This window comes from uncultured Campylobacter sp. (assembly GCF_938017775.1).
Taxonomy (GTDB): domain Bacteria; phylum Campylobacterota; class Campylobacteria; order Campylobacterales; family Campylobacteraceae; genus Campylobacter_B.
The window spans coordinates 16,292-31,539 of record NZ_CALIIU010000012.1; the positions used below are offsets into that span (position 1 = coordinate 16,292).

13 protein-coding genes and 1 tRNA gene are annotated in these 15,248 nt (G+C 46.3%); 12 read left to right on the top strand and 2 right to left on the bottom strand.

All coding sequences use genetic code 11. The annotated features are described in order from the left end of the window. Positions 1-64: 64 nt before the first annotated feature. From Q0537_RS02035 to Q0537_RS02065, 7 genes are all read left to right on the top strand, one after another. Positions 65-2,977, top strand: a complete 2,913-nt coding sequence (locus Q0537_RS02035) for a PD-(D/E)XK nuclease family protein (RefSeq protein ID WP_299224696.1) — start codon at positions 65-67, stop codon at positions 2,975-2,977. After that, positions 2,964-5,882 (top strand): RecB-like helicase, encoded by a 2,919-nt coding sequence (locus Q0537_RS02040; RefSeq protein ID WP_299224698.1) that lies wholly within the window; start codon positions 2,964-2,966, stop codon positions 5,880-5,882. The genes Q0537_RS02035 and Q0537_RS02040 overlap by 14 nt, the downstream gene beginning before the upstream one ends. Positions 5,883-5,997: 115 nt before the next feature. Then, entirely contained in the window at positions 5,998-6,423 is a 426-nt protein-coding gene (gene rplM, locus Q0537_RS02045) for a 50S ribosomal protein L13 (protein WP_005869672.1), read from the top strand. A 2-nt stretch (positions 6,424-6,425) separates the two neighbouring features. Continuing rightward, positions 6,426-6,815, top strand: a complete 390-nt coding sequence (gene rpsI / locus Q0537_RS02050; protein ID WP_005869670.1) for a 30S ribosomal protein S9 — start codon at positions 6,426-6,428, stop codon at positions 6,813-6,815. A 99-nt stretch (positions 6,816-6,914) separates the two neighbouring features. Continuing rightward, positions 6,915-7,934, top strand: coding sequence for an OmpA family protein (locus tag Q0537_RS02055; protein WP_299224700.1), 1,020 nt, complete (start codon positions 6,915-6,917; stop codon positions 7,932-7,934). 66 nt (positions 7,935-8,000) lie between these two features. Continuing rightward, the gene (locus tag Q0537_RS02060) at positions 8,001-9,059 is read left to right on the top strand and encodes an HAD family hydrolase (RefSeq protein ID WP_299224702.1); all 1,059 of its coding nucleotides are present in this window, start codon (positions 8,001-8,003) and stop codon (positions 9,057-9,059) included. 979 nt (positions 9,060-10,038) lie between these two features. Further along, positions 10,039-10,112 (top strand) — tRNA-Gln (locus Q0537_RS02065). 165 nt (positions 10,113-10,277) lie between these two features. Here Q0537_RS02065 and Q0537_RS02070 read toward each other — a convergent pair. Both Q0537_RS02070 and Q0537_RS02075 read right to left on the bottom strand, forming a co-directional pair. Then, positions 10,278-10,739 carry a DUF411 domain-containing protein gene (locus tag Q0537_RS02070; protein ID WP_299086314.1) on the bottom strand — a complete coding sequence of 154 codons (462 nt, stop codon included), beginning with the start codon at positions 10,737-10,739 and terminating at the stop codon, positions 10,278-10,280. A 158-nt stretch (positions 10,740-10,897) separates the two neighbouring features. Then, entirely contained in the window at positions 10,898-11,326 is a 429-nt protein-coding gene (locus tag Q0537_RS02075; RefSeq protein ID WP_040303372.1) for a hypothetical protein, read from the bottom strand. A gap of 219 nt (positions 11,327-11,545) precedes the next feature. Between Q0537_RS02075 and rplU the strand changes: the two genes are divergently transcribed. The 5 genes from rplU (at position 11,546) to fmt (ending at position 14,796) form a co-directional block, all read left to right on the top strand. Next, entirely contained in the window at positions 11,546-11,854 is a 309-nt protein-coding gene (gene rplU, locus Q0537_RS02080; RefSeq protein WP_299224704.1) for a 50S ribosomal protein L21, read from the top strand. Positions 11,855-11,865: 11 nt separating this feature from the next. Further along, positions 11,866-12,123, top strand: coding sequence for a 50S ribosomal protein L27 (gene rpmA, locus Q0537_RS02085; RefSeq protein ID WP_291938329.1), 258 nt, complete (start codon positions 11,866-11,868; stop codon positions 12,121-12,123). A gap of 109 nt (positions 12,124-12,232) precedes the next feature. Further along, the gene (obgE, locus tag Q0537_RS02090) at positions 12,233-13,288 is read left to right on the top strand and encodes a GTPase ObgE (RefSeq protein ID WP_299224706.1); all 1,056 of its coding nucleotides are present in this window, start codon (positions 12,233-12,235) and stop codon (positions 13,286-13,288) included. 126 nt (positions 13,289-13,414) lie between these two features. Further along, a complete protein-coding gene (locus tag Q0537_RS02095) occupies positions 13,415-13,633 on the top strand; it encodes a hypothetical protein (RefSeq protein ID WP_299224708.1) in 219 nt (72 codons plus the stop codon). A gap of 242 nt (positions 13,634-13,875) precedes the next feature. Then, positions 13,876-14,796, top strand: a complete 921-nt coding sequence (fmt, locus tag Q0537_RS02100) for a methionyl-tRNA formyltransferase (protein ID WP_298050855.1) — start codon at positions 13,876-13,878, stop codon at positions 14,794-14,796. Positions 14,797-15,248: the final 452 nt, after the last annotated feature.

Here is a 15,248-nt window from a genome sequence, read left to right on the forward strand (position 1 = left end):
TAAAAATTTCTTGCTAAAATATCGCAAAATTCCGCGTTCTGCGAATCGCTCTAAAGGATTTGTTTTGAAAAATTTGCCCTCTAAAAATCTCTTTGTCTACACCAGCTCGCGTGCGCTACGCGCGGCACTACAAAGCGAGAGCGGCGGCGCGCTCGCGCCAAGAATTACTTTGGCGGAATTCTACGAAAAGGCGCTTTTTGTGCCGGATCTTGTCGCTTGTGGCGAGATAGATCGCGCGCTTTTTATGAAGCAGGCGGTAAACGAGAGCAAGCGCGCAGGCGAGAGGCTTAAATTCCCTAGCGAGCTTTATGAGTTTATGCGTAACCGCGAGTATCTTTTCGGCTTTTTCAAGGAGCTTGCGACGGAGCGCGTGAGTATCGATGCGCTCGATCTTAGCGACACATATGCGTGGTATGCCGAGCATTTTGAAATTCTGCGAGAGCTAGCGGGGGCGTATGCAAGGATTTTGCGTGAGCATGGATTTTACGACGAGATCACGCTGCCCGCGCTTTATGAACTAAACGAATCCTATCTGCGCGGATTTGAGCGGATAGAAATCAACATCGACGGCAATCCCAGCGCATTTGAGTTCGAGGTTTTTAAGCGCGCTGCGGAGCTGAGCGAGGTCGTACTGAGCTTTAGAGCCACGACTTTAAATTCCAAGCCCGTGCGCGCGGTGGAGGAGCTTTGCGGCATAAGTCTAGAGTTAGGTTTTGCATACCGCGTAAATCTTGGTACGGGTGAAATTTTAAGCCGAGAGCCGCTAAGCGTGGGCGGAGCGGTTGTGTGTAGAGGCTTTGAGTTGCGAAGCTTGCAGGCGAGCTATGTTTTTGAAAAAATTTCATCCTTCGTGCGCGCGGACATCGCGCCGGAGCGCATCGCGGTGATCCTGCCCGACGAGAACTTTGCCGATACGCTGCGGCTTTACGACGAGCGCATCGCAAGGGCTCGCGGCTCGCACCGCATGCTAAATTTTGCGATGGGAGAGAAGCTTAAAGATAGCCTATTTTACGTAACGCTAGAGAAAATTTCGCAGTGCTTAAAAGAAGCGCGCAAGCCAAAATTTGGCGTAGATTACCACGCATTCAAAAGTCCGGACGGAGGATTTTTGGATACAAAGGATTCCGCGGTACAGCAAAATTTAGCGCTAGGTAATTTCGCTTCAGAGAATTCTATTTCGCAAAATTTAGTACAGCAAAATTCCGCGTTTGATTTCGAAATTTTTTCAAATTCTAAAGCGGATTTAAATTTTATATCTGCGCGAGAGCTTGAAAATACGGAAAATTTTGAAATTCTGCACGAAATTTCGGCGGAACGCGCGAATAGCACGGAAGAGCAAAGCTTTTCGGCAGAGTTTGCAGAGTTGCAAGAGCCCTTGGAGCATGTGCAGCAGCGCGATTATTCGGCTCGTGCAAAACGGCAGGAGCCTTCAAGGAAGCAGCAAGGGAGCCTACGATACTCTATGCAACTGGAGCATATAGAGCTTGAGGAAGAAGATGGGTATTCAAAAAGCCCTGAGCAGCGCGATCGCTTTAGGCACTCTAAAATGCGCGAGGGCGCAGATGAGTATCCGCAGCGCCCAAACCCACAGGAGCTTGATCTGTTTTTTGCGAGTGTGGGCGTGGATGAGGCGCTTTTTGGCGAGTTCGCGCGCGATTTTACAAAGCAAGTAAGCTTTGAGCATTTCGAGGCGCTAATTACCAAGCTCGCCTGTTTGCCTAAAATTAGCGACGCGCTGCTGCAAGAAAAGCTAAAAGAGCCGCTATATCTAATTAAAATTTTGCTTCGAAAATTTAAGGACGAAAACCTAAGCTTGGGCAATCTGATCGATCTTTTTTTGTTAGAAATTTCGCGCATTAAGCTCGATGATGTTCGTGGCGGAAAGGTCACGGTAATGGGGCTTTTAGAGAGCCGTGGGCTACAATTTGACGGTGTGATAATCCCCGATTTTAACGATGATCTGGTGCCAAAGCGCAGTAGCGGAGAGATGTTTTTAAACTCCGCTTTGCGCGCTAGAGCAGGGCTCATCAGCCGTGCAGACCGCGAAAATTTACAAAGATTTTACTACGACGGCTTGCTAAGAGGCGCTAAAAAAAGCGCGATTTGCTATCTGCAAAGCGTCGAGAAACTGCCTTCGCGGTTTTTGAAAAGCTTTGAAGTGCGACAAGACGCGGAATTTTCGCAGGAGGATTATTTGCGGCTTTTTGGGCGAGAGGAATTTAAGCCCGCCTTATGCGGACAAGAAGATCCCGTGGCTCGCCATGATTTTTTTGCCGAGGAGCTGTCGTTTTCGCGGTTGGATACGTTTTTAGAATGCAAGAGAAAGTATTATTACCGCTACGTTTTCGGGCTGAGGGAGGGGCTAAAATTCGGTGAGGACAACGCGCTTTTAGGCAAAATTTTACATACGAGTTTTCAGCGTTTATATGAGCGAGCGGGGATGAAATTTAGCATGGAAAAATTTCGCTCTATTTATTCGCAGCTTGCGCGAGAAGCGGGCATCGCGCGCTTTGATGCAGAGCTTGAGCTAAAAGCTGTAGAAAAGCTAGCTAGGCTTTTGGAAGGGCATGAGCAAATTTGGAGCTTTAGCGGTAGTGAAGTATCGCTAAAAGGCGAGCTTGACGGAGTGCGGCTGAGCGGGCGGATCGACCGTATCGACGAAGATAAGGCAAGGCGGAAGTTCATCATCGATTACAAACGTGGTTCAGCTAAAAAACATATGGAAAAATTCCAGCTTACGTTTTATCGCGCGCTTTTAGCCCAGGAGTGCGAATGCGCCTATCTATCGCTAAAAGACTGCGCGTTTGCAGCTCCTAGCGACAAAACGCCTAGCTTAGAAAATCTGCGCGAGACGCTAAGCTCTATCGGCAAGGAATTTGCAAGCGAGGTCGCTTTTACGCGCACGGAGGCGGTGCAAAGCTGTGAATATTGCGATTATAAAATCATTTGCAAGGGGCAGATCGATGGCAAAATTTGAAAATTATCTGGCGCTTGAAGCAAGCGCAGGCAGCGGCAAGACCTTCAATCTCGCAGTGAGGTTCATCGAGCTGGTGCTAAAAGGCGAGCCGATCAATGAAATTTTAGCGCTTACCTTCACCAAAAAAGCGGCTGCTGAGATGAAAACGCGCATCGTGGAGAAATTTCAAAATTTGCTTGTCGTGCGCGACGGCGCCCTTGTGCCAAGCCCCGAGCTGGAGCAAATTTGCGCTGATTTAGGGCTAAGCGTGGATGAGGTTTTGGCGGCGCAGCAGCGCCTACTGCCTGAATTTTTAAGCGAGAGCCTAAACGTCTTTACCTTCGATGCGTTTTTTGCAAAGGCTCTGCGCTCGTTTGCGCTAAATAGCGGCATCGATCCAGGCTTTGAAAACGACGAAAGCATACTAGGCGTGCAGCAGGCGGCGTTTTTAGGCGCGATTTGTAAAAACGAAGCGCTATTAAGAGAGGTCGTGGATTATGTAAGCGACTCTGGAATGACAAAGAGCGAGTTTTTAAATAGCTTGCAAAGCATTTGGAGAGGCGATATAAGCATAAATCCGCCCACGTTTCCTGCAAGCTCGGCGCTAGCAGAGATAAATGAAATTTTATCCTGCTTGCAAAAAGCGGCAAGAGATGCGTGCGTAAGCGCTGGAGCCGTAAATGGGCTAAGCCCTGTTAGTGATCTGTCAAAATTATCCTCTGGTTTCATTCTTTCGGCTCTTGCCAACGGCAGTTTCGATTATCCGCGCTCACAGCTTAAAAAAATTTCGCATCTTGACGGCGAGCTAGCAAGGCTAAAAGACGCCGTAGCTCGCGAAATAGCGTGGATGGATGCGACATATGCGGTTAAGCTGGCAGGACTAATTAAAATTTATGCCGAAGCGCTTAAATCGGTGCAGCGCAAAAGTGGCAAGCTTACGTTCGGCGATGTCACCGCGGCCGTGCACTCGCTGCTAAATCCTAGCGCAGAGGCGTTGCAGGGCAATCGCGAGCTTTTGTATTTCAGGCTCGATTCTAAAATCACGCATATTTTAATAGACGAATTCCAAGATACCGACATTTGCCAGTATGAAATCATGCTGCCGCTAATCTCTGAGGCGCTTGCTGGCAAAGGAGCGGAAGAGCGCTGCGGTAGCTTTTTTTACGTAGGCGATAAAAAACAGAGCATCTATAAATTTCGCGGCGCAGAGAGAAAAATTTTTGATATTTTGCGCGAGCAGTTTAGTCAAATCAAAACGCAGAGTCTGCCGCGCAATTATCGCAGTTTAAAACTTATCGTAAAATTTGTAAATGAGATCTTGCGTGATAAATTTGCGTCTTATGAAGATCAAATCGCGGCAAATAAGCTAGATAGCGATCTGCCCGCTTCGGTGCTGCAAAAAATCAAGGACTATCCGCTTTCCCATCCGCAAATGTCGCTATTTGAGGTGCAAAGCGACGATTACGGCTACGTAGCGGCATTTTCATACGACGACGTGCTAAAGGGGGCTGCGGAGCAAGCGCGCAGGCTTGTTGAGGAGTGCGGCGTGAAAGCTGATGATATTGCGATTTTGTGCTGGAAAAACGAGCATGTAAGCGCGCTAAAAGAAATGCTATCGGAATTTTGCGAGGTTTGCAGTGGCTCAAATAAGGCTCTGCGTTGCAGCGAGCAGGTAAATGCTGTAATTCAATACGCGAAATTCTGCGTAGGTGGCGATGAAATTTATCTGCGAAACGCCGAAGCGATTTTGGGTAGGCAGCTTAAAAAGATAGCGGTCGATCTGCATAAAAATGCGCAAAAAACGGCGGAATTTATCGCTAGTGCGCTGAAATTAAATTTTGTCGATCCGGATCTGCTGCTATTTTTTGAGACGCTGGCAAAATTTAATAGTTTTAGCGAGTATCTGTTTGCAAACGACGAAACGGAGGTATTTGCCAAGGAACAAAGCGGCATTAAAATTATGACCGTGCATAAGTCCAAGGGGCTTCAGTTTCCGCACGTAATCGTTTGCGACCGCATCGGGGGAAAAGACCGGGGTGAGAGCTCAAAGCTCGCGACGGACTATGATTTTGCCACGCATAAGTGGAGAATTTTTTATAAATTTGCGAGCAGAAAGAGCCTGGATGCGGAATTTGCAGCATTAATGGATGAAAACGATCGCTCTGCGCATGAAGAGGATATAAATAAGCTCTATGTGGCATTTACCCGCGCCGAACGCTCGCTCATCATCGTAAAACGCTCCGAGGAAAAAATAGATCAATACAATTATAGCTTTTTTTCACCTTACGCTAAAAAGACCAAGGGCGCGGGCGTCGTGGAGTGGCTGAATATCCCGGATTTTCAATACGGCTACTTAATCCCAAGCTCCGTAAAATCAGAAGAGCAGCCGCCGCGCAAAAAGATCGCGCTAGTAGCGGGCGAGCCTCAAAGCGTGCAAGAAAAAGCAGCCAGCGGCGAAACGGAGGCGCTAAGCGCGATATATTTCGGAGAGGCGCTGCACTATACTCTGGAGATGAGCGAAGGATTTGCGGCGGATGAAATTTTACGAGGAGTAAGCCTGACAAGAGGTCGCTACGCTAAATTTTTAAATGATGCGGATTTTGAAAATATCGCGGCGCGGGCGCTTGGTCTAAGCAAAAACGAGGAATTTTTAGCTCTGATAAGAGGCGCTCAAGCTTATAAAGAGATGCCGATCAAAAGCGCGGAGGGTGAGCTTTTACGCGTCGATCTAGCGTGCTTTAGGCAGGATGAAATTTTGCTTTTTGATTACAAAAGCTCCGAAAAATACCTCGCGCAAAATAAGGCTCAAGTGGCGCGGTATAAAAGCGTGATCCGCGAGTTTTATCCGCATGCGCGAGTGCGTGCCTTCGTGCTGGTTCTCGAAGCTGCGGGCGCTAGGCTGATCGAAGTGAATGAGGAGGAATAAAATTTTAAAGCTTAGATGGAATTTGAGCGCAGATAGATTAAAGACAGCTTAAATTAAGCTATACGTAAGGATATTTCTATATAATCACAGCTCAAATTTTAATAAGGCGGAAACCATGACAGAAATTACAAAGCCTAGCGAAGTTAAGCGCGACTGGGTCGTTATCGACGCGACCGACAAAAGATTCGGTAGAATGCTTACCGAAGTTGCGGTATTGCTACGCGGCAAACACAAACCAAGCTATACTCCAAATGTAGATTGCGGAGACTACGTCGTTATCATCAACGCTTCAAAAGCCGTATTTACCGGCAATAACAAGGGCGACGACAAACTTTATCACAGCTACTCGGGCTATTTCGGAAGCGTAAAGAGCGTAAAATTTCAAGACCTGCTTAAAAACAATCCCGCAAAGCTCTACAGACTTGCGGTTCGCGGCATGCTTCCTAAGACGAAGCTTGGCAAGGCGATGATCAAAAAGCTATTCGTATATGAAGGCGGTGAGCATCCTCATACTGCGCAAACAACTAAAAAAGGAAAATAATCATGGCGACAATTTATGCAACCGGAAAGAGAAAAACTGCCGTAGCTAAGGTTTGGGTAAAACCTGGAAGCGGCAAGATCGTAGTAAACGGTATGGATCTAAACACCTGGCTAGGCGGTCACGAAGCGATCAAACTAAGGGTCGTTCAGCCGCTTTTAGCGACTAAACAAGAGACCTCGATGGATATCACCGCGCAGACTTTGGGCGGCGGATATTCGGCTCAAGCGGATGCGCTAAAGCACGGAATTTCAAAGGCGCTTGCCGCGATGGATAAAGATTTTAGAGCGGCTCTTAAGCCAAAAGGTCTGTTAACTCGCGATAGCCGCGTGGTTGAGCGAAAGAAATTCGGTCGCCGCAAAGCGCGCAGAAGCCCGCAGTTCTCTAAGAGATAATGTTTTTTACAAATTTATGGCGAAATTGTCGCAAATTTGTAAATTCTTTAAAAATTTTATGGTAATATCGAATTACAACTTTATTTGAAAGGATGTTTAATGAAGAAAGTTCTACTTGCATTAAGCTTGTGTGCATCCAGCGCATTGTTCGCTAGCGATGCTGATTATCACTGGGAGATCACCCCTACTATTGGTGGAATGACTCATGAGGGCAATATGGATTTGGATTCGAATTTTATGTTCGGTCTACGTCTTGCCAAAAATCTACAAGATTCGTTTATCGATCAAGTAGAGGTTGGTTTTGATTACTCTCGCAATATTGGCGTAGAGGATTTAGCTCACAGAGTAGGCAACGATAAGCCTGACGCTAAATATTATCACATCAATGCTGTAAAAGACTTGGTAAATTTCACCGATAATTTCAAACTATACGGCTTGCTAGGTCTTGGATATATGGATTACACTAAAGACGTTTACAACGATGGCGATCAAGATAGCGGCTTCGGTCAATACGGCTTGGGTCTAAAATACTATATTACCGACAATTTTGCTACAAAACTTGAAGCACGCGATGCTATCAGATTTGACGACGGCAACCACGTATTGTTCTATACTCTAGGCTTTGCAGTTGATTTTGGCAAGAGATATGCTGATGCAGCTCCAGTTGCTCCGGCTCCTGCAGGTTGCAAAGACGCAGATAACGACGGCGTATGCGATAATGTCGATAGATGCCCAGGCACACCTGCTGACGTAGTTGTTGATGAATATGGCTGCGAGAAAGTTATTAGATTAAATTTGGCCGTAAATTTCGCTACAGATAGCTCAAAAATTTCTCCTGAGTTTATGAACCAGATCAAAAACGTAAGCGACGTGCTAGTAGCTCACCCTGATTACAAAGTAATTCTAGAGGGTCACACCGATAGCACCGGTTCGAATGCATATAATCAAAAGCTTTCCGAGCGCAGAGCTGCTGCAGTTGGAGGTGCGCTTAAGAGCTTCGGCGTAGATGCTAGCAGAATCACCACTGTAGGATACGGCGAGACTAAGCCTATCGCTACAAACGCTACTAAAGCAGGCCGCGCTCAAAATAGACGCGTTGATGCTAAATTTAGAAAATAATCTTTTCTAGATCCACATAAGCGGGGCTTTGGCTCCGCTTTTTTTATATCCAAACTAAATTTTAAAATGCCAAAATTCCAAACCACTCTGCTTTTTGATCTCGATGGTACACTCATAGACTCCACGCCCGCGATACTGGACGGCTTTCACTACGCGTTTGCGCATTTGGGCGCTGCAGAGCCTAGCGACGAAGCGATTAAAAAGCTTATCGGGCATCCGTTAGAGGTAATGTTTGAGCGTCTAGGTGTGATGCGCGATGTGCAGAATTTCGTGCTCGCTTATAAGCAACGATACGCGCAGACTTTTTTGGATCAGACCGTTCTGCTAAGCGGTGCGTTCGAAGCGGTTCGTGCGGCGAGCGAGTTTGCAAATTTAGGCGTCGTAACCACTAAAACGTCGAAATTTTCTAAAATTTTATTGCAGCATCTGGGTATCGCGGAATTTTTCGGGACCATCGTCGGACGAGAGGATGTGAAAAATCCCAAACCAAGCGCCGAACCGATCTTAAAGGCGCTCGAAAATTTAGGAATTTGCGGCGCGACCGCTAGCCAAAGCCCGCATGCGGCTCGCGGTAAAACTCACGACGCGACTGATGATGAAAATACAAGCGCTGCTAGCAGGAGCGCAATTTTGAGTGAAATTCCGCCATCCGATCTACCGAGTATTCTTGCGCTTGATCCTGATCCTAGCAAAGTTTACGAGCAAAATTTAAGCAGCATCGCGAGTCAAAATTCTGATAGAATTTCGTTTAAAAATTTAAGCGAAGTAAAGAGCGATAGACATGAGGCTGGCGATAAGAGCCAAAAGAGCGGTATCGGCATCGAGAGCGAGAGCGATAAAGGCGGAGCGCGCGGCAGTAAAATTTATGATGCGCATGAGCTAAATTCCACTCCTTGCTATGACAAAATTTGCAGTGACGAAATCCTGTCTTCTGTTAGCCAAAATATCTTTATGATCGGCGATACGTTGCTTGACGTCATTTCGGCAAAGTCGGCAGCGGTGCGAAGCGTGGGCGTAAGCTGCGGTTACGGCAGTGCCTCGGAGCTACGGGCGCATTTCGAGTTCGTATGCGCGGACGCAAAAGAGGCGGTTGAGCTGATACGCGAAATTTCATCAAAATTTTAGGTGCAATAAAGCGAATTTTTTCTAGCTTCAATGCGCTATTTTTACAAATATTTAAGCGAATTCGCGCTCGAGATTTAAAATTCCAATTAATTCGCTTTTTAAACAGCACGCGATATAAATGTCCGCGCTATTTAGCTGGAGAGCAAGACGCTTTCTAAGTGTTCAAACGATAGGCGGAGTTAAATTTCGCATATTTCTACTCTGGTCTAGCAATAGCCTGTGCCGAACTAACAATGTATGGGAATATTTCACTTTGTCCATAGTACTTGATCTGATTTGTCAATATTCGGTATTAACGACGTATGGGAAAATTTTGCTACCTCGAGTAATTGTGTTTTATTCATTTTCGGTTTGTATCAACACAATGTATGAGAAAATTTCACCGCAGTCAAATTTTATGTAATTTCGCAATATCTTTTGAGTCTGCGAATGGATTTTGCAAAAAATTTAATGTAAGCTTCGCACTCAAATTCTGGCTTTGATTTTAGTTAAACCCAACTTAATCGCGATAAATTCTATGTTCCGCTTGAGGCAAGTATTTGGTAGGACTTTTTTTGTGCGATCCTATCACAAGCCTATTTGGTGCTTATTTAGGCGCCGTATTCGGGTTTTGTCGCAATTATGTTTGCTGCGGATTTTCGGTGCGATTTATATCATTTAAGGCCGCGCCCGCGCCCAGTGAGCACTAAACATATATGTTTTGAAGACAGGCTTATATGCTAAAATTTCATCCTGGAATAAATAGCTCGCAAAGGTGCAAATATAGGATAAACTAGCCAAATTTTAAAATTTGGCTCCGCGGCGAGCAGCCATATTCTTTTATCGAAGCCTATGAAAGCAGCGTTAGCTTTTGCATTTGAATTTTATCGTTTCGGCGCAGCAGGGCTTTAAATTTAATCTAAAATTTTGCAAAATTTTAAAATTCCGCCCGCTCTTATGCTTTTTTAAAGCAAAATTCTATAAAATATCGCTTCCGCAATGGGCTATCGTCTAATGGCAGGACAACAAACTCTGGATTTGTGAATATAGGTTCGACCCCTATTAGCCCATCCACTTAAATTTTTAATCCCTTTTATCATAGCTAACATTTGAAATTAATTTGCGCGTCATTTTTGCAGATCGTGGTAGCATTCGCTAGCTGAGGCAAGTTACGTCGAGCCATAAAATAGGCAAAATTTTAGCGAGCTAATAAGTAAGTTGCCGCTTTAAAGCGGCGGATTATTTGATTTTTTCTTTGCCTTTGTAAGTGGCAATGCTTTGATATGAGCCATCCTTTTTAAACGCTACCACATCATAGACCTCGGGCTGTGAGCCTTGCTCCATACCTGGCGCTTCTAGCGGCATGCCAGGTACTGCTATGCCGATAACGTCTTTAGGCTTATTTTTTAGTAACGTGTGGATTTCGCCTATTGGCATATGCCCTTCGACTACATATCCGTCTATGATCGCGGTGTGGCAGCTAGCGAGCTCTAGCGGAAGCCCAAGCTCATTCTTCTTCTGGATAAGCGGCTCGTCAGCCAGCGAAATCATCTCGACTTCAAATCCGTTTTGCTCCATGTATTTTGCCCAGTTGTGACAACAGCCGCAACTCTCGCCGTGATAGACCTTGACATGTTCGCTCGCCGCCGCATAGCTACCTAATGCCGCTAAAAGCGCACCTACAAATAAAATTTTCTTCATATTTTACTCCAGTGATTAAAAGTCCTCGATTATACAATACGTATAGTAAATTTTTAAGAGCGAACCATATAACTCTAAGATTAAATTTGACGAAGCAGACCCGCTCGTAAGCCGAAATTTTACGAAATTTTAAAATTTCGGCATCGCGGATAAATTGGTTATAGGCACTGAGAGAGTGCTGATTTGATAGCGGATTTTGATACGTAGCCTTCCGAGTCGCTGGTAAGTGATACGTCGCAGCCCGGCTTATAGTTTTTCCAGGTGTAGATATTGCCATTGTCTTCGGTTGTCTTGATGGAGTCTGGCTGTTTATTCCATGCAGAAATTACTTGATTGATATGAAATGCATCGCTGCGATCTTTCGGCGCATTAGTCATGCCTGTGCTATCGGGCAAGGTCGTTTCGACCATATCGGTGGTGCCTGCGGTGGAGACCTCTTGGACTTTATCATTTACGCCGCCGATATTTGTTTTGCTGCTTTGGGATTTTGTTTGATTGCGTACTCCGCTTGGTTCGTTGGATATATTCCAGTTGGAACAACCGATAAAAAATACCGCTGCTACGAGCGCAGCTATTAAATTTCTCATAAAATTCTCCTTCAAAAATTTCGTTGCGATAGTAGCACATTTATCTTTAGTTTAAAATAAATCCGAGCCCTTGAAATTTGAAATTTCGTAGGAATTTTGCGAGGCGTTTCAGTAGGAATTTATAAAATTTCGGATAATATTCAAAGTTTCATACCAAACGGGCTTTTAAATTTTGCACGGCAAATGCCTTTTTGGCTACCAAATTTTAAAGGATTTTTGATGTATGCTATCATCAAACACGGCGGCAAGCAGTATAAGGTCGAAGAGGGCAACTACCTAAATTTAGACCATTTTAATGCTGAGCCGAAAGCAAAGCTCGAGCTTAGCGAAGTTTTAGCGCTAAACGACGGCGAGTTAAAGGTAGGAGCACCGTTCGTAAAGGGTGCCAAGGTGATTTTGGAGGTCGTTTGCGAAGGCAAGGATAAAAAAGTCGTTATCTTCAAAAAACGCAGACGCAAAGATTCAAAAGTAAAACGCGGCTTCAGACGCCAATATACCCGCGTCAAAGTCGTTTCGATTAACGCATAAAAGGATAGGAAATGGCACACAAAAAAGGTCAAGGTTCAACCCAAAATAATAGAGATAGTATCGGACGCCGCTTGGGTGTTAAAAAATTCGGTGGCGAGTTTGTGCGCGCGGGCAACATCATCATCCGCCAGCGCGGCACCGCGACGCACCCGGGCTGCAACGTAGGCATGGGTAGCGATCACACGATTTTCGCGCTGATCGACGGCGTCGTAAAATTTGAGCGAAAAGATAAAAATCGCAAAAAAGTATCGGTTTATCCGGCCGCGTAAATATCGCTAAATCTTCGGGGGCGCAAGCCCCTCTTTTAAAATTTCATCCGTTTAAAAATTATCTTCAACTCATTTGGCTATAATTGCCGTTTTAAATTTAAGGATAGCTATGTTCATAGACAGCGTAAAATTTAGCGTTAAATCTGGCAATGGAGGCGCAGGTTGCGTCAGCTTCCGCCGCGAAAAATTCGTCATCTCAGGCGGCCCCGACGGCGGTGACGGCGGTGACGGCGGTGACGTGTATTTCAAAGTAGATAAAAACTCCCACACCCTCTCATCTTACAAGGGCAAACGTGAGTTTAAAGCGCAAAACGGCGCGCCCGGCGAGGGTCGCAAAAAGACCGGCAAAAGCGGCGAGGATCTCTATCTCATCGTGCCTCCGGGCACCAGCGTTTACGACGAGGATAGCGGCGAGCTGGTGCTTGATATGCTAAATGACGGCGAGACGAGGCTGTTTTTAAAAGGTGGCAAGGGCGGGCTTGGCAATGTGCACTTTAAAAGCTCGATCAACCAAGCCCCTGAATACGCGCAAAAAGGCCTAGAGGGGCAGACGCGCGAGGTGCGCTTGGAGCTAAAACTCATCGCCGACGTGGGGCTTGTGGGCTTTCCAAACGTGGGCAAAAGCACGCTAATCTCGACCGTTTCAAACGCCAAACCCCAGATCGCAAACTACGAGTTTACCACGCTCACGCCAAAGCTCGGCCTCGTTGAGGTTGACGAATACAGCGGCTTTGTCATGGCCGACATCCCGGGTATCATAGAAGGCGCTAGCGAAGGGCGCGGGCTTGGCGTGCAGTTTTTAAAACACGTCGAACGCACGAAAATTTTGCTTTTTATGCTCGATCTTGCGAACTACCGCAGCCTCGAGGAGCAGTTTGACGCGCTGAGGGCCGAGACAGCGAAATTTTCAGGAGAGCTTGCAAAAAGAGACTACGCGATCGCTCTAACTCGCGCGGACGCGGCCGAAAATTTGCAGGAAAAATTTGACGCGTTTTTGTCGCATTTGGAGCTCGCGGGCACGGCGGGCGAGATGAAATTTAAGCAAGATATTTATGAGTTTGACGCCGCCAAGCCGTTTTTTGTGATGCCGATTTCCTCGGCGACGGGACAAAATATAAACGAGCTAAAATTTAACCTGCTTGAGTTGCTTAAAAAGGAGCTGTAGGTTGTGCTAAAGCCGCGCCGCAGAGGGTTTTGACGAACGCAGGCCTTAAGCGCGCCTGCATACGCGGTTAAATTTTATGTTTACCGCTCGCAAACGTCGCAAAAAGATAAAATTTAAGAAGGCGAAATGAATAAAATTTTTATTCTAGCATTTTTATGCTTCGGCGCATACGGTTGCGAGCCTTCCGATCCGGTGCCTTATTTTATGGACTTTAACGACAAGGATCGTGGTGGCGCGCTGAGCTTGCAGGATTGGACGGTGAGCGAGGTGCCGTCTGGGCTGATAATGGCTACGGATCTGCGCTCAGGCTCGGAATTTAAGAGACCTGACGCTAACCGACCGTGACGGTAAGATTAGCTTAGATGAGCTGGGAGCGAAACCCTCTGCAAAGATTTATTGGTCCGAAGATCCGTGCGCCTTTTGGCCTTGGAAGGATCAAGGCGGAGATGAAAATCAATCCGCCGTCAAATAAGGCGCACGAGTGTGAAGCCGGGTTTGCCTCGCAGTCTGCGTAAAATTTATTTCGAGCATGATTAGCGCCTGCATGATCGCTCGCGCCGTGATGTGGCTAAATTTAAAGGAAAAGAATGAATATAGTTTTTATGGGAACGCCCGAGTATGCGGCTAAAATTTTACGCGCGCTTGCGGAGGCGAAATTTGAGATCGCGGCCGTCTTTACGCAGCCTGATAAGCCTGTCGGCAGAAAGCAAATTTTAACTCCTAGCGAGGTTAAAGTTTATGCACAGCGGCATTTGCCCGCCGTGCCGATCTTTCAGCCCGCGACACTCAAAGACGAGGTGGTCGCGGCACAGATAAAAGAGCTAAAGCCTGATTTTATCGTGGTTGCCGCATACGGTAAAATTTTGCCGCAAGCCGTCCTTGATATTGCGCCTTGTATAAATTTGCACGCTTCGATCCTGCCTAAATACCGCGGCGCAAGTCCGATCCAAAGCGCGCTACTAGCTGGCGAAAAGCAGACCGGAGTGACGGCGATGCTGATGGACGCGGGGCTCGACACGGGCGATATGCTTGATTTTGCCTACACGCCTTGCGAGGATAAAACGGCGGCGCAGCTGTTTGACGAGCTGGGTGATCTAGCGGGCGAGCTGATCGTGCGAGTGTTGCGAAATTTTGCAAATTTGACGTCGCTTAAGCAAGATGACGCGCAGGCTACGCACTGCAAAAAAATAAGCAAATCAGACGGGCTTTTTGGCTTTGAGGAAAGCGCAGAGCAAATTTATAATAAATTTCGCGCGCTGACGCCCTGGCCGGGGATTTATCTAGCTAGTGGACTAAAAATTTTGGATTTAGAAATCTTGCGCGAATCTTGCGAGCGCAAATTTGAACGCGAAGGCGAAATTTTAAGCGTCGATAAGCTCGGCTTTTGCGTTTCTTGCGGCGAGGGTGCGGTCAAGATCATAAAAGTGCAAGAGTCAGGCAAAAGGCCCGTGGACGCTAGCGCGTATCTAAACGGCAAGCGGCTAAAGATCGGCGATCTGTTATGCTAGGCGGGGTTTTGAAGGCTCGCGTTTCATGCCACGCTTTTGATGCTATGTGGGGATTTTATTTACGCCGCGCTTTTGGGATCGCGGCGAAATTATGCCTTGGGTATCGCTGCAATCGTAAAGTAAAATTTTACCGCGCGGAATTTCGAAGCGAAGCTCCAAAATCAAGGCTTTATAAAATTTTAAAACCTCGCTTCTATGCTCTAAAATTTTACGCTCACAGGAGCTTGAAATTTTGCCGCCGCAGTTGCGGACTTTACAGCGCTATACCGAACACGCACAGTTTAAAATTCTATGATCGTGCCGCAGAATTTTTGCAAGATAAAGCTTTAAAATTTTATCGAAATGCTGCTGGGAAAATCCGCGTTGCCGAAAAATTTAGCAAGAGCGTAAAATTTCATCGCATAAAATTCCGCTACTTCGTAAAATTTAATCATGCTAAATTTTATCTTGTC